The sequence below is a fragment of the Pseudomonas sp. R3.Fl genome, assembly GCF_023516765.1.
Taxonomy (GTDB): domain Bacteria; phylum Pseudomonadota; class Gammaproteobacteria; order Pseudomonadales; family Pseudomonadaceae; genus Pseudomonas; species Pseudomonas citronellolis.
This window is the reverse complement of the sequence record NZ_JAMGSO010000001.1, coordinates 6,214,423-6,234,683: the sequence shown is the minus strand read 5'-3', so window position 1 is coordinate 6,234,683 and position 20,261 is coordinate 6,214,423. Positions and strand designations below refer to the sequence as shown.

Below are 20,261 nucleotides of genomic sequence, written 5' to 3'. Positions count from 1 at the left end.
CTCAGAAGGAACGCGGCAGTTCGAGCAGGTGCTCGGCCACGTAGGACAGGATCAGGTTGGTGGAGATCGGCGCCACCTGGTACAGGCGCGTCTCGCGGAACTTGCGCTCGACGTCGTATTCATTGGCGAAGCCGAAGCCGCCGTGGGTCTGCAGGCAGGCGTTGGCCGCCTCCCAGCTGGCCTTGGCCGCCAGGTACTTGGCCATGTTCGCCGCGGCCCCGGCGTTGCGCCCGGCGTCGTATTCCGCGCAGGCCTTCCAGCGCATCAGGTCGGCCGCTTCCACCTCGATGTGCGCCTCGGCGATGGGGAACTGCACGCCCTGGTTCTGCCCGATGGGGCGGCCGAACACCACGCGGTCGCGGGCGTACTGGCTGGCCTTCTCGATGAACCAGCGGCCGTCGCCGATGCACTCGGCGGCGATCAGCGTGCGTTCGGCGTTGAGCCCGTCGAGGATGTAGCGGAAGCCCTTGCCCTCCTCGCCGATCAGGCTGCTGGCGGGGATTTCCAGGTTGTCGAAGAACAGCTCGTTGGTCTCGTGGTTGACCATGTTGGCGATCGGTTGCACGGTCAGGCCATTGCCGATGGCCTCGCGCAGGTCGACCAGAAAGATCGACATGCCGTCGGCCTTCTTCTTCACCTCGGCCAACGGCGTGGTGCGGGCCAGCAGGATCATCAGGTCGGAGTGCTGCACGCGGGAGATCCACACCTTCTGGCCGTTGACCACGTACTTGTCGCCCTGGCGCACGGCGGTGGTCTTGATCTTGGTGGTGTCGGTGCCGGTGGTCGGCTCGGTGACGCCCATGGACTGCAGGCGCAGCTCGCCGCTGGCCAGCTTCGGCAGGTAGTAGCGCTTCTGCTCCTCGCTGCCGCTGCGCAGCAGGGTGAACATGTTGTACATCTGCCCGTGGATGGTCCCGGAATTGCCGCCGCAATGGTTCACTTCCTCGAGGATCACCGAGGCCTCGGCCAGGCCCAGGCCGGAGCCGCCGTATTCCTCGGGGATCATCGCCGACAGCCAGCCGGCCTCGGTCATGGCTTTGACGAAGGCTTCGGGGAAGCCTTTCACTTCATCGATCTTGCGCCAGTACTCGGCGGGGAACTCCGCACAGAGGGCGCGCACGCCTTCACGGATGTCCTGGTAGCTCTCTTGGGCACGCTCAGCGTTCATCAACTCAACCTCATGGATACAGTGGCAGCGGGCCGGTCAGACCGGGTCCCAGCAGAACACGTCGGCGCTGACCTGCAGCGGCGTGAAGGAGCCGGCCAGCGCCGGCATGCCGTGCTCGGCGATGCTCTGCGCGGTCCAGCCTTCGCCCTGCTGCACCGAGCGCACCGGGCGGTTCTGGCTCATCAGGAAGATTTCGTTGCGGCGCACGGTGAAGACCTGGCCGTTGACGTCCTTGGCCTGGTCGGACAGCAGGTACGCCGCCAGCGGCGCGTTCTTCTCCGGGGTCATCTGCTTCAGGCGCTCGACGCGGGCCTTCTCCTCCGGGGTGCTGTCGGGGATGGCGCTGGTCATGCGGCTCCAGGCGAAGGGCGCGATGCAGTTGGAACGCACGTTGAAGCGCTGCATGTCCAGGGCGATGGACTTGGACAGCGCGACCATGCCCAGCTTGGCCGCCGAGTAGTTGGCCTGGCCGACGTTGCCGATCAGCGCCGAGGTGCTGACCATGTGCACGAAGGCCCCGCCGTTCTGCGCGCGGAAGCGTTCGGCGGCGGCGCGGCTGACGAAGAAGCTGCCGTTGAGGTGGACCTGGATCACCGACAGCCAGTCCTCCACGCTCATCTTGTGGAAGATCACGTCGCGGATGATCCCGGCGTTGTTCACCACCCCGTCGATGCGGCCGAAGCTGTCCATGGCGCAGGCGACGATCTGCTGCGCGCCGTTCCACTCGGCGACGCTGTCGGTGTTGATCACCGCGCGGCCGCCGAAGCCTTCGATCAGTTTCAGCGTCTCCTGGGCCGGGGTGGCCGAGCCGCCCTCCCCGCCCAGCGAGACGCCGACGTCGTTGATCACCACCGAGGCGCCGGCGCGCGCCATTTCCACCGCGATGGCCCGGCCGATGCCGCCACCGGCACCGGTGACCACCACTACTTTGTTGTCGAGCATGTCGTTCTCTCCGTCGTTCGCTTACAGGCCGAGCACGGCCTTGGCCAGGATGTTGCGCTGGATCTCCGAGCTGCCGCCGTAGATGGTCGCGGGGCGCGCCTGGAGGAACAGGCCGGTGGGGTTGAGGTTGCCGTTGCCCTCGATGGGCTCCAGCAGCGCGGCGTACTCGCCGGAAATCTCCAGCATGTAGTCGGTGATGCGCTGGAACAGCTCGGTCTGGTGCACCTTGAGCAGCGACACGTCGGCGCCCAGGCTCTCGCCGCGGCGCAGGCGCTCGGCGAAGCTCTCGAACAGCAGCTTGTGGTCGTCCAGGTCCAGGCGCAGGCGCGTCAGGCGGTCGCGGAAGCCGGGCTCGTCGGACAACCCCAGGTGCTCGCCGAGCAGCTCCAGGCGCGTCAGCGCGTTGGCCGACTGCTTGGGCGAGCCGAGGAAGATGCGTTCGAAGCCCAACAGCGCCTTGGCCATGGTCCAGCCGGCGTTCATCTCGCCGACCAGGTTGCCGCGCGGCACGCGCACGTCGTCGAAGAACACCTCGCACAGCTCGTCGTGCAGGTCGAGGTTGAGGATCGGCCGCACGGTCACGCCGGGGCTGTCCATCGGCACCAGCAGGAAGCTGATGCCTTCCTGTTTCTTCGCCGTCTTGTCGGTGCGCACCAGCAGGAAGATCCAGTCGGCGTCGGTGGCCAGGGTGGTCCAGATCTTCTGGCCGTTGACCACCCACTCGTCGCCGTCGAGCACGGCCTCGGTGCGCAGGCTGGCCAGGTCCGAGCCGGCGTTCGGCTCGCTGTAGCCCTGGCACCAGATGTGCTCGCCGGAGAGGATGCGCGGCAGGAAATACTGCTGCTGCTCGGGCGAGCCGTAGCGGATCAGCAGCGGGCCGAGCAGCATGATGCCGTGGTCCGGGGTGCGGGCCACGCCGTAGTTCTCGAACTCCTCGGTGTAGATCAGCTGCTTGGCCGCCGACAGGCCCATGCCGCCGAACTCTCGGGGCCAGCCCGGGCACAGCCAGCCGTGCTCGGAGAGGGTCATGTACCAGTCCTTGACCTCGTTCCAGTGCAGGCGCTTGGGCAGGTCGCGCAGCTCCTCGGGGAAGTTCGCCCGTAGGAACTCGCGTACCGTTTGGCGGAACGCGTCGTCGCTCAGCGCGTTGAAGTCGGGCAGTTGCGGTTTGTCGCTCATTGTCGTTCTCCTCCAGCGGATGTCAGGCGTCGCCCAGGCGCGGCATGCAGGCGTCGTAGCGGCGTCGGTGCTGGGCGGACGAGCCGTAGAGGTTGGCCAGGCTCATGGCCTTGCGCAGGAACAGGCCGACGTCGCATTCGTCGGTGTAGCCGATGGCGCCGTGCAGCTGCACGGCCTGGCGGGTGACCAGCAGCGCCGCGTCGGCGGCGCGCGCCTTGGCCCGCGACACCGCGGCGCGGCGCTGGGCCACGGGGGCGCCGGCGTCGCAGGCGGCCGCGGCGGCGTCCAGGCTGGCGCGCCACAGGGCCAGTTGCAGCTTCAGGTCCACCGCGCGGTGCTGCAGGGCCTGGAAGTTGCCGATGGCCTGGCCGAACTGCTTGCGGGTGCGCAGGTAGTCCAGGGTCAGGGCGAAGGCCTGCTCGGCGGCGCCCAGCAGATAGGCGGCGGTGCCCAGCGCGGCTTCGTCCAGGGCGTCGGCCAGGGCCTCGGCGTCCAGCGGCAGCAGCTCGGCCGGGGCCTGCTCCAGCACCAGGCTGCCCAGGTGGCCGCCGTCCTGGGTCTGGGCGACGTACAGGGTCACGCCGGGCGCCCCCACCTCGACCAGCGCCAGCCCCCGGTCCGTGCTGACCAGGAATCCATCGGCGCCGGCGGCCATGGGCAGGCAGACCTTACTGCCGCTGACCTTGCCATCGACCAGGCGCGTAGCCCCGGCCTGCGGTTCCAGGCTGTCGTACTGCTCCTGCAGCGCAGGCAGCAGCAGGCGCTCACCAGTCAGCTGGGCGGCCAGCAGCTCGCCGTTCAACAGGCGCGCGGCCAGCACCGCCGGCACGAAAGGCTCCGGCACCAGCGCGGCGCCCAGCACTTCCAGCAGCGCGCAATATTCGGCCATGCCCAGGCCGGCGCCGCCCTGCGCCTCCGCCAGCGGCAGGCCGAGCCAGCCGTTGCCGGCCATCTCGCGCCACACCGCCTTGTCGAACCCAGGGGCCTGGTAGCGCAGCCCGCGCACCCGCGCCAGCTCGCCCGCCGGGGCGAAGGCCGAGGCGCTGTCGCGGATCATGCGGATATTTTCCAAACGCTCTTCAGACGAATACATCCCGTTCTCCCGATTACCCGACATGCCGCTCACAGCCGAGCCATGTCAGTTGCATAACGCTTCAAGTCGCCACGCCGCGCCTGGCTCTCGTGCTGCCCGGGCTCGCGTCCGGACAGCACGGGTTGCTGCAGTGCCAGCCTGGCCTGGGCCACCCGCGTCTCTCGCCCGCCGGCATTGCCGTCATGGCCGGCCCGCAGCGCGGCGCCACCGCTCCACAGCGGCGGTTGCCCCAGCACGACACCCAGGAGCAACGCATGGATCACGGCGGCCCGGCGCTGGCGGACGCGTCGCACCGCAGTCCCGACGGCCCCGTGTCGTGCGCTGGTTCCAGCAATCATGTGGCGCCCCCTTTCGTGTTGCCTTCGCTGCGTGCCAGAGGTTGAAATCGATATTTCATTATCTGAAATTTCATTTCAATCAACGATGCCGCTAAAATCCCCCCGTCAGCCACGCTATCTGCGCGTTGTTCCGTAGTTCGGTATTCGGCGGGCCCGGCGAAGGCTGCCGGCCCGCTCCGGCGACAGGCCCCAACCCCCATGCCCCAGACTCAAGGACGCCCCGTGAAGAACCTGCGCAAGCCATCTTTCAAACCGGTCGAGGCCGTTGTCCGCGCGCTCAGGGTGCTGCGCGTCATCAACGAGGAGAAGCAGTCGACCGTCGCCTCGCTCCACCGGCAGACCGGGCTGGACAAGGCGACCATCGTGCGCATGCTGGAAACCCTCCACCATGAGGGCTATGTCGCCAGGGACCAGGAGCGGGCGGTGTATTCGGTGACCGCGCGCACGCTCCTGCTGAGCCAGGGCTATGACAGGTCGCGCTGGCTCGCCAGCGTCGCCGAGCCGACCCTGGCGCGCTTCCGCAACGCCATCGGCTGGCCTTCGGACCTGGCCCTGTTCGACTTCGACGCCATGGTGGTGGTGCAGACGTCCCGCGGCAGCGGCCCGCTGTCGTTCAACCGCCAGCCCGGCTTCCGCTCGCCCATGCTGGCCACCTCCATCGGCCTGGCCTACCTGGCGTTCTGCGGCGAGGAGGAACGCCGCTCGATCATCGAGAACCTGGCCGCCAGCCCCGGCGAATGGAACCAGCTCGCCCAGGACCCCGTGCGGCTCGAAAAGCTGCTGAAGAAGATCCGCAAGGACGGCTTCGCCGTCATGAGCAGCGAATACAGCCGCGACGTCTTCGCCAGCAACGTCTGGGCCATCGGCGTGCCGGTGATGCACGAGGGCGAGCTGTTCGCCACCATGAACGTCATGCTGCTCAAGAGCGCCGTCAACCTCACCGAGGCGCGCAAGACCCTACTGGCGCCCCTGCAGCGCACCGCGGCGCAGATCGCCCGCGACCTCGCCCAGTCGCGCTACAGCTGACGGCAACGCCCGAGGCATCGGGCGCCGTGCGATGGAGGCCGGACGGGGATTCCATTGCACGGGCCGCAGCCCTCGTCAAAGCCGCATCCCCAGCCTGCTATGGAAAGATGGCCGTGACCGCCTACGACTCGCGTCGGGGCGGGTCCGGTCATGCATGACAAGAAGAGGATGCGGCCCATGGCACTCGATCCCAGTACGCAAGATTTCGTCACTGCCGCGCGGCTCAATGCCCGCAAGCCCAGGCACCTGATGTCGCCCGAGGAAGCCCGCGATGCCCTGGCGGGCCTGAAGGGCCTGCTCGGCCCGGGGGCCGGGCTGGCGCTGCGGGAGAACCGCAGGCTGGCGGTCGCGGGCGGCGAGATCGAGCTGCGCCTGCTTCGCCCGGAAGGCGAACTCCAGGGCGTCATCGTCTATTTCCATGGCGGCGGCTGGGTCGTCGGCAGCAACGACGAATTCGAGCCCATGTGCCGCAACCTCGCGGCGCAGAGCGGCTGCGCCATCGTCATGGTGTGCTACCGCAAGGCCCCGGAACACCCCTTCCCCATCCCGCTGGAGGATGCCTGGGCCGGGTTCGAGTGGGTCGCCGCGCAGCGCCGGGCGCTCTTCGGCAGCGACCTGCCGTTGCTGCTGGCCGGCGACAGCGCCGGCGGCAACCTGGCGGCCTGCGTGGCCCTGCGCGAACGCCAGCGCGGCGGCGAGCGCATCCGGGGCCTGGCGCTGATCTACCCGGTGACCGACGCGGACTTCCAGACCGCGTCCTACCGCGACCCGGACATGCAGGTCCTGCTGCCCGCCGAGGTCATGCGCTACTACTGGGACCACTACGTGCCCGATGCCGGCCGGCGCAGCGACCCCCAAGTGGCGCCGCTGCGCTCGCCCAGCGTCGCCGGCCTGCCGCCGAGCATCATCCTCACCGCCGAGCACGACGTGCTGCGCGACGAAGGCGAAGCGTTCGCCGCGCGGCTGCGCGAAGCGGGCGTGCCGGTGGCCCATCGCCGCTTCGAGGGGCAGATCCACGCCTTCATGATGATGGTCGACCTGCTGCCCGGCAGCGCCGAGGCCATCCGCTACACCGCCGACGAAATCAGGGCCCTGCTCGGCAGGCGCTGAGCAGGCCCGACCTTGCGAGCGAAGGTGTCGGTTCCCGGTGGGCAGCGGCTCACGCCGGGATCGATGCCGTTTCCATCCACCCCGGGAGAACCCCCATGCAAGCAGAGAAGCAGACCGTCCTGATCACCGGCGGCGCCAGCGGAATAGGCGCGGCCGTCGCCAGGCTATTCATCGGCCAGGGCGCGCAGGTCGCCATCGCCGACATCCATTTCGAACAGGCCAGGGCGCTGGCCGCCGAGCTGGGCGACAACGCCAGGCCCTTCGCGCTGGACGTCGGCGACGCCGGGAACGTCCGCAGCCTGGTCGCGCAGCTGGGCAAGGTCGACGTCCTGGTGAACAGCGCGGGCATCCTGCTCAACAAGCCCTTCCTCGACACCGAGCCCGAGGACTTCGAGCGCCTGCTGCGGGTGAACCTGCTGGGCACCTGCCTGGTCGCCCGGGAGGCGGCGCGGAGCATGCTCGGCCGCGGCGGGCGGATCATCAACGTCGCCTCCGCGGCCGGCCTGCTGGGCTTCCCCGGGCGCACGGCGTACGCGGCCTCCAAGGGCGCGGTGATCGCCGCGACGCGGGTGATGGCCCTGGAGCTGGCCGAGCACGGCATCCTGGTGAACGCCATCGCCCCCGGCTCGGTGGCGACGGCGATGACCGCCGCCACCTACGACGAGCGCTTCCGCCGCAGCATCACCGCCAGCGTTCCGCTGGCCCGGGTGGCCAGCCCCGAGGAGATCGCCGAGGTCGCCGTATTCCTGGCCTCCCCCGCCGCCAGCTACATCACCGGCCAGACCTTTGCCGTGGACGGCGGCATGAGCAGTACCGGCATGACCTGCCAGAGCCTGCAGCAGGACTAGCCCTGGCCACCGGCGCCCGCCGCCGCGGCGGGCGCCTCGAACCCAAGCGAGGACTACCGCATTGAACCCACTCAAAGACGCCTTCGTGAAACGGCAAGGCTACTGGAACGACGACCTGCAGCGCGCCCTGGATACCGACCCGGGGTTCTTCGAGGCCTGCCTCCGGCTCTGCTTCCCCTCCCCGCGCCCGCCGCTGCTGGAGGCGCGCGTGCGGCACCTGGTGCTGATCGCGGCCAACGCCGCGGTGACGCACCTGAACGAACGGGAACTGGGCGTGCAGATAAAATGCGCGCTCGACCAGGGCGCCACCCGCGAGCAGGTCCGGGAAGTCCTGCAGATGGCCTCGGTGCTGGGCATGCACGGCTTCATGCTGGGCGCCCCGATCCTGATGCGCGAGCTCGGCGGCGGCCAGGCCCGCGAGGCGTCGGCCGAACACCGCGCCAGGGCGGAACAGGTCCGGGACAAGTTCACCGCCGGGCGGCAGTACTGGAGCGAGCTGCTGGAGGACATGCTGCAGGCCCACCCCGAGTTCTTCGACGCCTATGCCGACTTTTCCTCGGTGCCCTGGCTGACCGGCACCCTCGAACCCAAGGTCCGCGAATTCATCTACGTCGCCATCGACGTTTCCACCACCCACCTGCATGGGGAGGGGGCGCGGATCCACATGGCCAACGCCCTGCGCCATGGGGCGACGGTGGACGAGCTGGTGGAGGTGATGCAGATCGTCAGTTGCCTGGGCGTGCAGAGCTGGACCACCGGGCTGCGCGTCCTGGAACAGGTCGCGCCGTCCGCCCAGGACTAGCCCCCGTGGCGCATGCCGGGCAACTGCCCGGCATGCGCCCTTCCCGTCAGCGCTGCCCCGCGTTTTCCCGCAGGCGCCACATGCCCGCCCCCGCGGCGAGCCAGCCGCCGTCCACGGCCAGGCATTGGCCGGTGACCGAACCGGCGCGTTCGGAGCACAAGTAGGCCACCGCATCCGCCACTTCGGCCGCGCTGGAGAAGCGCCCGCTGGGAATGCTCGCGACGTAGTCCGCATAGTCCTTCGCCGACAGGTTGGCGATGGACAGCGGGCTTTCCACCGGCCCGGGCGCCACGGCGTTGCAGCGAATGCCCAGGGGCGCGAGTTCGACCGCCGCCTGGCGCGTCAGCCCTTCCAGGGCGGCCTTGGACGGCCCGTAGGCGGCGCGTCCCACGCTCGCCCGCCTGGCGGTGATGGAGGTGATGTTGACGATGGCGCCGCGGCCACTGCGCGCCAGGGCCGGGGCCGCCAGGCGGATGAGCGCGAAGGGCGCGGTGACGTTGACCTCGAAGGTGCGCCGCCAGGATTCGAGGTCGGTGTCCATCAGCGGCCCGAACTCCACGATGCCCGCGCAGTTGACCAGCGCGGCGAGTTCGCCGCACTGGGCGACGATCGAGGCCAGCTGCTGGTGGTCGGTGATGTCACAGGCCAGCGGCGTGACGAACTCCTCATGCTCCAGTTGGTCGATGGCGCCGGCGCGATCCAGGCAGACCACTCGCCAGCCATCGGCGATCATCGCCTGGGTGATCGCACGGCCGATCACTCCGGCGCCACCGGTTACCAGCACGACAGGACGACTCATACCTTGACTCCTTGGTTGGGTGAAACAAGGGTTGGGTGAAACAAGGGAGGGAAACCGCTGCATTGGCGCCAACCCGGCTCAGGGCAGGCTGTCCACCCAGCGGCGGATGTCGGCGAACGCTTCGCGCGCACGCCGGCTGACCATGGCCATGCGCAGGAAGCCGTGGATCAGGCCGTCGTAGCGCAGGTGCGTCACCGCCACGCCGCTCTCGGCCAGGCGCCCGGCATAGGCGTCGCCTTCGTCGCGCAGGGGGTCGAATTGCGCGGTCATCACCAGCGCCGCCGGCAGGCCGGCCAGCGACGGCGCGCGCAGGGGCGCGGCGTAGGGCTGGCAGCCCTGCTCCGGGGTGGCGACATAGTCCTGCCAGAAACGGATCATCGCGTTGCGCGTCAGCGAGTAGCCCTCGGCGTTCTCCAGGTAGGACGGGGTGGCCGGCGTGTGGTAGTCGGTGACCGGGTAGGCCAGCAGTTGCCCGACCAGGCGCGGGCCGCCCTCCTCGCGCAAGCGCAGGGCGGTCACCGTCGCCAGGTTGGCGCCCGCGCTGTCGCCGGCCAGGATCAGGCGCTCGGTGCTCACCCCCAGCTCGCGGTCGTTGACGGCGATCCAGCGGACGGCGGCGATGCAGTCGTCCAGCGATATCGGGAAGCGGCATTCCGGCGCCCGCCGGTAGTCCACCGCCACCACGCTGCAACCGCTGGCGTTGGCCAGGTCGCGGCACAGGTGGTCGTGGGTTTCCAGGTCGCCGATGACGAAACCGCCGCCATGGAAGTAGACGATGAGCCTGTCCGACGCCAGCTCCAGGGGCGTGTATTGCCGCAGGGGGATGCCCAGGCCCGCCACCAGGTCGCGGACCGCGGCGACCGGCGCGCGACGCTCCGGTGGAACGGGCGCGACGCTCGCACGCAGCTCCGCCAGGCTCATGCGTTCCATGGGCGGCATGTCCTCCAGGGACTTCAGGACTACGGCGATTTCCGGATCGAGTGGCATGGCTGGGCTTTCTCCCTGTAGCGCTGGGCAGTTGGCCGCGAAGCCGCCGGGGCCGCCCTGGGCGGGCCGGCCGGTGGCCTTCGCGAAGCGTTCCGAGCCGGGTGGCTCACGGGTTCACATGTTGTTCCACAGGCTTTCGATCCGCGGCTCGTCGATCGAGCGCGCGGCGAAATGGCCTTCGCGCATGGCGCAGACCAGGTCGCGGGGGGAAAGGGCATCCCCCACCACGTACAGCTGCGGCCCGGCGTCCACCAGTTCGTCCCACAGCTCCCGCAGCGCCTCGCGATAGGCCACCACCACGGTGGTGTCGGCCTTCACGCTCTCCGGCCTGAAGCCGTCGATGGGGCGCACCTGCACCGCGTCCCGCTGGATCGCCACCACCACCGAGCTGGTGAGGAGGCGGAAGTTGCCCAGGGCATAGAAGCGCCGCAGCGCGGCCTGGGTCCTGCCGGTCTTGTCGATCTCCGGCGCGAAGGAGGCGTGGCGCGTCACATAGGTGACGTCCAGCCCGCGCTCCAGCAGCATCTCGCAGCAGCCGATGGCCTCGTAGTGGCCGATGTCGTCCACCACCACGGCGCTGCCGCCCAGCTCGCCGGCGGCGCCGAGCACCAGGTCCTCGGAGGAGACCACCCGCGCGCCGGGCTCGATGTCCAGCTGCAGTTGGGGCGCGGCGGTCTGCACGAAGGCGTCGGCGGCGGCCGACATGGAGCCGGTGGCGAGGATCACCACGTCCGGCTGCATCGCCAGCACCTCGGCGGCATCCACGTAGGTGGACAGCTTCACCTGCACGCCGAGGCGGAAGACCTCGCGTTCGAGCCAGTTGGTCAGGTCGCCGATGCCATGGTTCTTCGGCAGGTGCTTGGCGAGGTTGATCTGCCCGCCGAGGTCGGACGACGCCTCGACCAGGGTGACCTCGTGGCCCGCCAGCGCCGAGACGCGGGCAGCCTCCATCCCCGCCGGGCCGCCGCCCACCACGACGACCTTGCGCGGCTGGCCGGAGCGGACGATCAGGTGTTCGCCGAGGCGGCCTTCGTGGCCTACCGTCGGGTTCGCCGTGCAGCTCATGCGGCCGGAGAACAGGCCGCCGATGCAGCCCTGGTTGCAGGCGATGCAGGGGCGCACCTCCAGCGAGCGCCCCTCGACTTCCTTGCGCACCAGATGGGGGTCGGCGATGGTGGCGCGCACGAGGTTCACCATCTCGGCATCGCCCGCCCGCAGCGTCTGCTCCACGTCGTCGAGGGTGCCGAAGCGGCCGACGACGATGCGCGGCACGCTGACGTCCTTGCCCACCTCGCGCATCGCCGGCAGTTGGTAGCCCGCGGGCTGGTCCATCGCGGCATAGCGCTCGACGTGGAAGTAGTAGTCGCCCTGGGAGATGTTCACGAAGTCGATCAGCCCCTTCGCCTGGAGCTGGAGGATCGCGGCGTTCACGTCCTGCGCCGAGAGGATCGCCGGATCGGAACTGGCGCCCATGCGCACGCCGAGCGCGAAGCTGGCCGGCACCTGGGCGCGCACCTCGCCGAGCAGTTCCTCCAGGAAGCGCAGGCGATTCTCGAAACTGCCGCCGTAGGCGTCGCCGCGGGTATTCAGCGACGGCGAGAGGAACTGCGAGATGAGGTAGCCGTTGCCGGCCAGCACCTCCGCGCCGTCTATCCCCGCCTTGGCCAGGCGCACCGCGGCCGCGGCGTAGGCGTGGACCAGCTCGGCGATCTGCCGCGGCGACATGGCCACCGGCGGCATCCGCGAGTAGCGCCCGGGCAGCGCCGTCACCGACCAGGGCGGCCCGCCGTTGGGGGCCGGCTCGACGTTGCCGCCGTGCCAGAGCTGCTGGAACAGCTTCATGCCCGTCGGGCGGATGGCCTCCACCAGGCGGCTCAGCGGGGCGATGCCGGCGTCGTCCTCCAGGCCCAGGGAGAAGGTCGAGGAACGGTGCACCGATACGCCTTCCAGGATGGTCAGGCCGATCCCGCCCCGCGCCCGCTCCAGGTGGTAGTGGATGTGGTCGTCGTTCACCTGGCCGCGCGAGAACAGCGTGGCGTGCGCCGTCCGCACGAGGCGGTTGGGCAGTGTGACCGGCCCGACCTGCAGGGGGGAAAGGGCCAAACGGTACTTCGAGGTCATCAGGTACTCCACGGTATTGCGGTTTCGCCTTGCGTTCTCGCGGCCCGGGCCCGTCAGCGGCCGGCCGGGGCCTGTGGCGCGACGAAGGCGTCGTAGTTGGCGTCATCCTCGCGGGCCAGCAGGTCGAAGTAGGCGCGCGTGCGCTCGGGCCAGTTGTTGACCACCTTGCCGCTGGCGGTGCGATACCAGTTGTGGCAGCCGCCGCTCCAGGAGAAGCGCTCGAACCTGGGCGTCATGTCGGCGTAGAAGCGCTCCTGGGCCTGCGGCTTCACGCTGATGAAGCGGCCCGGGGCGGCCTGGAGGCCCTTGGCCTTGCGCGCGATGTACTTCGCCTGGGCCTCGAGCATGCCGATGATCGAGTTGTGCGTATTGGTATTGGGCCCGTACATCAGGAACAGGTTGGGGAAGCCCGGCACGCTCATGCCGAGGTAGGCCTGCGGCTCGCCTTGCCAGGTGGCGTGCAGGTCGGCGCCGTCCAGACCCTTGACCGCCATGGGGAAGAGGAAGTCCGTGGAGCGGAAGCCGGTGGCGAACACCACCACCTCGGCCTTGTGGCGGTTGCCGTCGGTGTCGACGATCTCATCGCCCTGGAAGGCCTCGAGCCCCGCAGTGACCACTTCGACGTTGTCCCGCGCCAGGGTGCTGTACCAGTCGTTCGACGCCAGGATGCGCTTGCAGCCGGGCAGGTAGTCCGGCGTGACCTTGCGCCGCAACTCGGGGTCGGCGATCTGCGACTCGATCAGCTGGCGCCCTTCCTCGCGCGCCTGGACGTTCATCGGCGTGTCCGCCATGTACTTGTCGAAGCCGGCCTCGAACTGCTCGTAGAGGGCTTCGCGCTCCTGCCGCAGCAGCTCGGGGTGGAGGCGGTAGTGCAGGCGCTCCTGCAGGGGGATTTCGCGCTCGGGCTTGGGGAACACCCAGGCCGGCGAACGCTGCAGCAGAATCAGCTTCTCCACCTCGGGGGCGATGGCCGGGACGATCTGGATCGCGCTCGCCCCCGTGCCGACCACCGCCACGGTGCGCCCCTTGAGCTCGACGTCATGGCGCCACTGCGCGGAATGGAAAGCCGCGCCCTGGAAGCTGTCCAGCCCCTCGACCCTGGGCGTGGCCGGGTGGTTCAGCTGGCCCACCGCCGAAACCAGGGTGCGGCAGGTAGCCAGCACCCCGTCGGCGCCGTGCAGCGTCCAGATGCCCCGCGCCGGGTCGAACTCGGCCTTGAGCACTTCGGTGTTGAAGCGCGTGCGCAGCGTCACGCCCTGGCGTTCGGCGGTTCGCATCATGTAGGCGAGGATTTCCCGCTGCGGCGGATAGTTCGAGGTCCAGCTCCACTCCGGGGCGAACGACAGCGAGTACAGGGCCGCGGGCACGTCGCAACGGGCGCCGGGATAGTGGTTCTCGCGCCAGGTGCCGCCGACCTTGTCGGCCTTCTCGAACAGGACGAAATCCGTCAGGCCCAGTTCGTCCAGGTAATGCGCCATGGCGATACCCGCGAACCCCGTGCCGATGATGGCGACTTCATGATCGACATATTGCTCGCCGATATCTGCCGACTCACTTGTGTAATTGACCATGTTTCACAACCCTACTGAATATTCGGCGAAACGACTCCGCCGCCCTGCGAACGGATCGCACGGATATTGAATTGACGACAGGAGCGCTAGAGGACGAGGAAGGCGACGCCAAAGTGCGCGGACTCAGCCTGCGCACGCTTCCTCAAAACATCATCGGCGGGAATGAACAGGCAAGTAATGAGGCGATAAATGCGTTGCAGATAAATATTCATCGAGATCACCCGTTTTGTATTTCTTATGTGATTCGATTAGAAAACCGCCGCCCGGCAGCGTCAACGCAACCCTGGCAAGGGTTCCGTACAGTGGAATCCGCCGCCCAAGAAAAAAGCAGCGCCCGCCAAAGTCGGGACACTGCTTCGATGCTCAAAGCGAGCAAGACTCCAATCGCTTCGGGGCCTTAAGCCGCGCCGTGCGGCGCCTACAGGCAGCTCCTGGCGCGGTCGCCCCAGGTTTCGGCCCGGCCCTGCGCCGTCGGCAGGAAGACCTCCACCCTGGAACCGCTTTCCTGGGCGTCGATGATCGCCAATGCCACCGGGCCGCTCTGCGGCGCGGAAGCCTCCAGGGAGAACCCGTTCCGCGTCCTGGTCTTGGACGTGGATATATTCACCGCCTGCCACTTGGGCTCCAGGCAGGTGACATATTCCTGCGGGGACTTCCGGGTATATTCGGAGAAACTTCCCGACCTGCTTTCACCCGGCGGCGAAGAACATCCATATAGCGTCATCAGGGAAATGACACCGGCCATCATTTTCATCATTGCGCTCCTTGGTAGTTCGCTGTGCGAAGTCCCGTTTTAAAAGTCACTTCGAAAAAACTCCGCCGGAAAGGCCCCGTCGAAAGAAGGCGAACAATTCCTTCCACCGGCCCTCAGGCGCTGCGCACTTCGGTGCCCGCCTGTTTCTCCACGAAGCGGATGATGCTGGTGAAGTCTTCGTCGCTGTGCCCGTCGGCGACGGCGGCCGCCCAGATCGCGCGGACCGCCTCCAGCCCCGGAACCGGTACCTCCAGGGCCGACGCCTCGTGCACGCCGAGCGCGACGTCCTTGGCGACGATGGAGAGATGGGCGCCGAAGCTGTAGGAGCCGGGCTTGAGCGCCTGCGCCAGTATCTCGGTCAGCGCGCGGCTGCTGCCGGTGCTGGCGGCCAGCACCTCGAGCATGGTCGCCGCGTCCAGGCCGGCCTTGCTGCCCAGGGCCAGGCCCTCGGCGGCGACGACCATGTTCGCCGCCATCACCAGGTTGTTCACCAGCTTCATGATCTGCGCCTGGCCGGCCTGGCTGCCCAGGTTGGTCACCTGCCGGCCGATCCGCCCCAGCCAGGGCAGCACTTCGTCCACCGCGGGCGGCGGGCCGGACACCATCATCGTCAGCCGGCCCTCGCGGGCCGCGGGGGCGCCGCCGCTGATGGGCCCGTCCACCAGGGCGACGTTCTTCGCCGCAAGGCCCGCGGCGATGGCCTGGATGCAGTCGCGGCCGATGGTCGAGGTTTCGACGTACAGCCGCACCCGCTCGCCGAAGATCACCCCGCCCTCGTCCAGCGCGACGCTCTTGCTGATGGCCGGGCTGGGCAGGCAGGCGAAGACGATTTCCGCGGCGTCGGCCACCTCGCGCGGGGAGCCATGGACGACCGCGCCCTTGCGCGAGAACGCGTCCAGGACCTGCGCGTTGCGGTCGAAGACATGCAGGGTGACGTCCTCACCCAGCAGGCGCTCGGCCATGGGCGCGCCCATCTGGCCCAGGCCTATCCACCCCAGATCGATTCGTTTCGACATAAGTTTTCTCGCTCCTGCAGGCTCGCCGAGGGCGAGCGATGCGTGGAAAAGGGGCACGGGCCGCGGCCCTGCCCCGCTGATTCAGTAGATCGTCACGCCGCTGTCGACCGGCAGTATCTGCCCGGTGACGCGCCGGGACTCGTCGGCGCCGAGGAACACCGCCATCTCCGCCATGTCGATGGGCTCGCAGACGCCCAGCAGGCACTGGTCGGCGAGTTTCTTCAGTTCCTCGCGCTGGTCGATCAGCCCGCGGGTGCGCTCCGAGAGGGTCAGGCCCGGGGCGATGGCGTTCACCCGCACCTTGTCGGCGGCATATTCGTGCGCCATCGAACGGGTGATCGCCGACACGCCGCCCTTGGCCGCCGTATAGCAATCGCGCTCGGGCAGCGACATCAGCGCGACCATCGACGAGAAGTTGATGACCGAGCCGCCGCCTGCTTCGATCAGCCTGGGAATGCCGTACTTGCAGCAGACGAAGGTGCCGAACAGGTCCAGGCTGATCGCCCGCCAGAACTCTTCCTCGGGGGCCTCGGTGACGCGGCTGTCGTGGGGCGTGGAGCCGCCGGCGACATTGCACAGGATGTCCAGCTTGCCGAAGGACTTCACCGCCAGCTCGATGCCGGCCACCACGCTTTCGCTGCGGGTGACATCCACCACGCCGGCCACGATGCGCCCGCGATCGGCGCAGGAGGCGATGACGCCCTCCAGCGCGTCCCGCGAGATGTCCGCCGCCAGCACACAGGCGCCCTCCTGCACGAAACGCCTGCAGATCTCCGAGCCGATGCCACCCGCCGCGCCGGTGACGAAGGCCACCTTGCCAGCCAACCTACCCATTGTCTTTCTCCTTCAAGCTGATGCCCGCCCCGCCACCACGGGGCGAACGAACCCATGGTCAATCGCCCAGGCCGGCGGCGCGGCGGATCGCGAACAGCGGATCGCCGGCGTCGCGCTTGCCCAGCGCCCACCTGGGATGGTCGTCCACCGTGCCGATGTTGGGCCGGGCATGGGTGGAGTCGAACACGGTCACCCGCTTGGCGATGCGCCACTGGCCGTCGCGCTTCTCGAAACGGTCGACGTAGCGGCCCAGCACGTCCATGCGGACGCGGCCGCTGGCCGAGGCGTCGGCGTCGTCGCCGAAGAACATCTTGCGGTGCCCTTCGGAGCTGGCGCTGAGCTCCAGCACCGCGAAGAAATAGGTCTCCACCACGGCCAGGTTCTCGTCGCCGAACTCGATCAGGCAGTTGCCCAGCAGGTGCGTGGACTTGGGCACGCCGGAATGGTTGCCGCTCACCCAGTCGATGAACTGCTCGCGGCTGCCGAAGAAGTCGCCGTGGTGGTCGGTGGCGTCCTCGAAGAAGGCCGCGCGGGCGCTCTCCCAGTCGCGGCGGTCGACCGAGCGCGCGTAGCGCATCACCACGTCATGGATGATGGATTTGTCGATCAGTTGCTGGATCGCATCAGTCATTGCTGTTCCCTTGTAGTCACGGATGCCGGCCGCCTTGGCCGCGGCCGGCAGGGCGCATCACGCCAGCTCGGTTCCGGCCTTGGCCGCGGGGGTTTCGAGGCGCTGGAAGATGAAGCCGCGATAGCCGTCGTTCGCCACCTCGTCGCACTTCTCCCGATAGCCGCCGGCGCCTCCCAGGTAGGGGATGAACACCCGGGGCTTGCCGGGCACGTTGGCGCCCAGGTACCAGGAGTTGGCCTTGAGGTAGAGGGTGTTGCTCACCACCTCCTGCACGTGCTCGAACCAGTTCTCTTCGGCGGCCTGGTCGGCCTCGATGGAAGCCAGGCCGTTGCGGCGCATGTAGGCGATGCAGTCGGTCACCCACTCCACGTGCTGCTCGATGGACACCGCCATGTTGTTCAGCGGGCCGGGGCTCAGGGGGCCGGTGATCATGAAGAAGTTGGGGAACTCGCTGGTGCTGATACCCAGCAGCGCCCGCGGGCCGTCCCGCCACTTGTCCTGCAGCTTGCGGCCGTTGCGGCCGGTCAGGTCCACGCGCAGGATCGCGCCGGTGAGGGCGTCGTAGCCGGTGGCGAAGACCATGGCGTCGAATTCGTGGTGCACGCCGTCGCGGGTGAGGATGCCGGTCTCGGTCACGCGCTCCACCGGCGTCTCCCGCAGGTCCACCAGGGACACGTTGTCGCGGTTGAAGGTCTCGTAGTAGGCGATGCCCAGGCAGGGGCGCTTGGTGCCGAAGGGGTAGCTGGTGGGGATCAGCTTCTCGGCGATGGCCGGGTCCTTGACGATCCCGCGGATCTTGCGCGCGAAGAAGTCCGCCACCGTCTTGTTGGCCGCCTCGTCGGCGAGGATGTCGGCGTAGGTCATGCGGAAGGCCAGCAGGTGGCCCATCTCGCCCCAGGCCTGCTCGTACTTCTTCTCGCGCTCCTCGGCGCTGACGTCGAAGGCCTTGGTGCTGGGGAAGTCCACCGGGATGCCGTAGCGGGTGTAGCGGGACTTCTGGCGGCGCGCGGCGTAGCTCTGCTTGACCTTGTCGCGGAGTTCGTCGGTCAGCTTGTAGTTGTCGGTGGGCACGCAATACACCGGGGTGCGCTGGAACACGCTCAGGTGCGCGGCCTGGCGGGCCACGATGGGAATGACCTGGATGCCCGAGGAGCCGGTGCCGAACACCGCCACGCGCTTGCCGGTGAAGTCCACGCCCTCGTGGGGCCAGCGCCCGGTGTGGTAGGTGGCGCCTTTGAAGCTGGAGAGCCCGTCCAGCTCGGGGGCCTTCGGCTCGGACAGCACGCCGACGCCGCTGATGAGGTAGCGCGCCTTGAGGGTTTCGCCGCGGTCGGTGTGCACGGCCCAGAGCGCCTGCTTTTCCTCGTAGGTCGCGGCCGTCACGCGGGTCTGGAACTGGAAATGGCGGCGCAGTTCGAAACGGTCGGCGACATGGTTCAGGTAGCTGAGAATCTCCGGCTGGGCCGCGTAGCGCTCGCTCCAGTTCCACTCCTGCTGCAGCTCCTCGGAGAACGAGAAGGAGTAGTCGAAGCTCTCCAGGTCGACCCTGGCGCCGGGGTAGCGGTTCCAGTACCAGGTCCCGCCGACGTTGTCGCCGGCTTCGAAGCCCTGGACGTCCAGGCCCATGTCGACCAGCTTCTTGGTCATGTAGAGGCCGGACATGCCGGCCCCGATTACCACCGCATCGACGATGCGAACCGTTTTCTCAGTCATGGCAGTGCTCTTCCCATCTCGGTGAATCGATAGCCAGCCAGCGCTGGCGCTGGGCATCCGCCCCCGCCGGGCACGGGGCGCCGGCGGGAGCGAAGCGCCCGTTCCTCGTCAGTCGGCCAGCCTGGCCGACAGCTCCTGCGGCTGGATCCGCTCGATCTCCACCAACTGGTTGCCCTTGAGCTGGGCAACGATGGCCGGAATCAGGATCTGCTGCGGCGTTCCGTAGGTGGCGGCGCCACCGAAGGCGGCAGGGCCGTAGAAGGAGTCGAAGGTGACCTTGGGCAGGGCCGCGGCGACGGCGCCGGGCTCGATGCTCTGGGCCTTCTGCATGGCGGCGGCCAGCGCCTTCACGCCGTCGTAGGAGGCGATCTGGATCGGGTTGACGTCCTCGCTGGTCAGCGCCCTGACGCCCTCGTTCAGGTAGGCCCGGTGCTTGTCGATGGCGCCGCCCTGGGGCGTGGCGAAGCCCATGTACAGGTTCTCCACCGCGCCCTGGCCGGTGACCAGCAGGCCGGCGGCGCTGGTGCCGATCTGGTTGACCTTGACGCCGTTCCAGCCGAGCGCGGCCAGCTCCTTGAACACCCGGCCGCTGTCCGCGGCGGGGCTGGCGCAGAGGTCCACGACGTCCGGCTTGAGCGCGGCCAGCTTGGCGGCGACCGGCTGGAACTCCGAGGTGCCGCGCTCGAACCAGTCGCTGGCGATCACCTTCACCCCGGCGGCTTCCCAGGCTTGCCGGGTGACCGCCTCGACTTCCTTGCCGCTGGCGTCGTTGGGGTTGAGCAGAACCACCGTCCTGATCTGCGGGTTGGCGCTTTTGACGTAGCGGACCAGCGGCGCGACGATTTCGCGGGGGCCGTTGTTCAGCGTGAAGGTCAGCGGGTACTTCGGCCCCTTCAGGCTCTCGCCCCAGGCGGAGGTGAACATCAGCACGCCGCGCCGCTCGGAAAGCGACTGCAGGGCGCGGGCGGTGGCGGTGCCATGGGCGGCCACCACGTACTTGACGTTGTCCTTGCTCAGCAAGGTCTGGGCGACCTTCGCCCCATCGGCGGCGTTGTACTTGTTGTCGTAGGCCACGCACTGGAAGTTGTAGACGTGCCCGGAAACCTTCACGCCACCGGCGGCCGCGACGTCCTTGGCCGCTTCGTCGCACAGCCATTTCGAACCTATGCCCCAATTACCGGCAGAGCCCGAAAGAATCAGCGACATGCCGAGTTTTATAATTTCATCGGCACTGGCCTGAGAGGAAACCGATGAAATACCTATGAATAAAGAGCAGGCAAGCGAAACAACTTTCTTATTGATCTTCTTCATGGCGGTTACCGCATGATG

General features: G+C 68.5%; 20 protein-coding genes. 5 read left to right on the top strand and 15 right to left on the bottom strand.

Annotated features, from left to right (window positions below; all coding sequences use genetic code 11):
• Position 1: 1 nt before the first annotated feature.
• The 5 genes from M8R19_RS27645 to M8R19_RS27625 are packed head-to-tail and all read right to left on the bottom strand — an operon-like array spanning position 2 to position 4,720.
• The gene (locus M8R19_RS27645; RefSeq protein ID WP_249919514.1) at positions 2-1,168 is read right to left on the bottom strand and encodes an acyl-CoA dehydrogenase family protein; all 1,167 of its coding nucleotides are present in this window, start codon (positions 1,166-1,168) and stop codon (positions 2-4) included.
• A gap of 36 nt (positions 1,169-1,204) precedes the next feature.
• Positions 1,205-2,110 (bottom strand): SDR family NAD(P)-dependent oxidoreductase, encoded by a 906-nt coding sequence (locus M8R19_RS27640; RefSeq protein ID WP_249919513.1) that lies wholly within the window; start codon positions 2,108-2,110, stop codon positions 1,205-1,207.
• 21 nt (positions 2,111-2,131) lie between these two features.
• Positions 2,132-3,271, bottom strand: a complete 1,140-nt coding sequence (locus tag M8R19_RS27635) for an acyl-CoA dehydrogenase family protein (RefSeq protein WP_249920240.1) — start codon at positions 3,269-3,271, stop codon at positions 2,132-2,134.
• Positions 3,272-3,311: 40 nt separating this feature from the next.
• Positions 3,312-4,382 carry an acyl-CoA dehydrogenase family protein gene (locus M8R19_RS27630; RefSeq protein ID WP_249919512.1) on the bottom strand — a complete coding sequence of 357 codons (1,071 nt, stop codon included), beginning with the start codon at positions 4,380-4,382 and terminating at the stop codon, positions 3,312-3,314.
• A 29-nt stretch (positions 4,383-4,411) separates the two neighbouring features.
• On the bottom strand, positions 4,412-4,720 hold the full coding sequence (locus M8R19_RS27625; protein ID WP_249919511.1) for a hypothetical protein: 309 nt from the start codon (positions 4,718-4,720) through the stop codon (positions 4,412-4,414).
• A gap of 222 nt (positions 4,721-4,942) precedes the next feature.
• Between M8R19_RS27625 and M8R19_RS27620 the strand changes: the two genes are divergently transcribed.
• From M8R19_RS27620 to M8R19_RS27605, 4 genes are all read left to right on the top strand, one after another.
• A complete protein-coding gene (locus M8R19_RS27620) occupies positions 4,943-5,746 on the top strand; it encodes an IclR family transcriptional regulator domain-containing protein (RefSeq protein ID WP_196499179.1) in 804 nt (267 codons plus the stop codon).
• Between the two features lie 177 nt (positions 5,747-5,923).
• Positions 5,924-6,856 (top strand): alpha/beta hydrolase, encoded by a 933-nt coding sequence (locus M8R19_RS27615; protein WP_249919510.1) that lies wholly within the window; start codon positions 5,924-5,926, stop codon positions 6,854-6,856.
• A 95-nt stretch (positions 6,857-6,951) separates the two neighbouring features.
• Complete coding sequence (locus tag M8R19_RS27610) at positions 6,952-7,704, top strand: SDR family NAD(P)-dependent oxidoreductase (protein WP_249919509.1); 753 nt, start codon at positions 6,952-6,954, stop codon at positions 7,702-7,704.
• A gap of 61 nt (positions 7,705-7,765) precedes the next feature.
• Positions 7,766-8,506 carry a carboxymuconolactone decarboxylase family protein gene (locus tag M8R19_RS27605; protein ID WP_249919508.1) on the top strand — a complete coding sequence of 247 codons (741 nt, stop codon included), beginning with the start codon at positions 7,766-7,768 and terminating at the stop codon, positions 8,504-8,506.
• 46 nt (positions 8,507-8,552) lie between these two features.
• Here M8R19_RS27605 and M8R19_RS27600 read toward each other — a convergent pair whose 3' ends face one another.
• From M8R19_RS27600 to M8R19_RS27585, 4 genes are all read right to left on the bottom strand, one after another.
• Positions 8,553-9,305 (bottom strand): SDR family NAD(P)-dependent oxidoreductase, encoded by a 753-nt coding sequence (locus M8R19_RS27600; RefSeq protein WP_249919507.1) that lies wholly within the window; start codon positions 9,303-9,305, stop codon positions 8,553-8,555.
• 78 nt (positions 9,306-9,383) lie between these two features.
• On the bottom strand, positions 9,384-10,292 hold the full coding sequence (locus M8R19_RS27595; RefSeq protein ID WP_249919506.1) for an alpha/beta hydrolase: 909 nt from the start codon (positions 10,290-10,292) through the stop codon (positions 9,384-9,386).
• A gap of 114 nt (positions 10,293-10,406) precedes the next feature.
• Positions 10,407-12,413, bottom strand: coding sequence for an oxidoreductase (locus tag M8R19_RS27590; RefSeq protein WP_249919505.1), 2,007 nt, complete (start codon positions 12,411-12,413; stop codon positions 10,407-10,409).
• 53 nt (positions 12,414-12,466) lie between these two features.
• A complete protein-coding gene (locus tag M8R19_RS27585) occupies positions 12,467-13,984 on the bottom strand; it encodes a flavin-containing monooxygenase (RefSeq protein ID WP_249919504.1) in 1,518 nt (505 codons plus the stop codon).
• A 113-nt stretch (positions 13,985-14,097) separates the two neighbouring features.
• On the opposite strand from M8R19_RS27585, the gene M8R19_RS27580 reads away from it, so the two are divergent.
• Positions 14,098-14,385 (top strand): hypothetical protein, encoded by a 288-nt coding sequence (locus M8R19_RS27580; protein ID WP_135499939.1) that lies wholly within the window; start codon positions 14,098-14,100, stop codon positions 14,383-14,385.
• Positions 14,386-14,402: 17 nt separating this feature from the next.
• On the opposite strand, the gene M8R19_RS27575 is transcribed toward M8R19_RS27580, so the two are convergent.
• The 6 genes from M8R19_RS27575 to M8R19_RS27550 all read right to left on the bottom strand — a co-directional run bounded on the left by M8R19_RS27575 (position 14,403) and on the right by M8R19_RS27550 (position 20,138).
• Entirely contained in the window at positions 14,403-14,738 is a 336-nt protein-coding gene (locus tag M8R19_RS27575; RefSeq protein ID WP_249919503.1) for a hypothetical protein, read from the bottom strand.
• Between the two features lie 113 nt (positions 14,739-14,851).
• Complete coding sequence (locus M8R19_RS27570) at positions 14,852-15,754, bottom strand: NAD(P)-dependent oxidoreductase (protein ID WP_249919502.1); 903 nt, start codon at positions 15,752-15,754, stop codon at positions 14,852-14,854.
• An 81-nt stretch (positions 15,755-15,835) separates the two neighbouring features.
• The gene (locus M8R19_RS27565; RefSeq protein WP_249919501.1) at positions 15,836-16,588 is read right to left on the bottom strand and encodes an SDR family NAD(P)-dependent oxidoreductase; all 753 of its coding nucleotides are present in this window, start codon (positions 16,586-16,588) and stop codon (positions 15,836-15,838) included.
• Between the two features lie 58 nt (positions 16,589-16,646).
• On the bottom strand, positions 16,647-17,219 hold the full coding sequence (locus tag M8R19_RS27560; RefSeq protein ID WP_249919500.1) for a nuclear transport factor 2 family protein: 573 nt from the start codon (positions 17,217-17,219) through the stop codon (positions 16,647-16,649).
• A gap of 57 nt (positions 17,220-17,276) precedes the next feature.
• A complete protein-coding gene (locus M8R19_RS27555; RefSeq protein WP_249919499.1) occupies positions 17,277-18,932 on the bottom strand; it encodes a flavin-containing monooxygenase in 1,656 nt (551 codons plus the stop codon).
• 108 nt (positions 18,933-19,040) lie between these two features.
• The gene (locus M8R19_RS27550; protein ID WP_249919498.1) at positions 19,041-20,138 is read right to left on the bottom strand and encodes an ABC transporter substrate-binding protein; all 1,098 of its coding nucleotides are present in this window, start codon (positions 20,136-20,138) and stop codon (positions 19,041-19,043) included.
• Between the last annotated feature and the right edge of the window lie 123 nt (positions 20,139-20,261).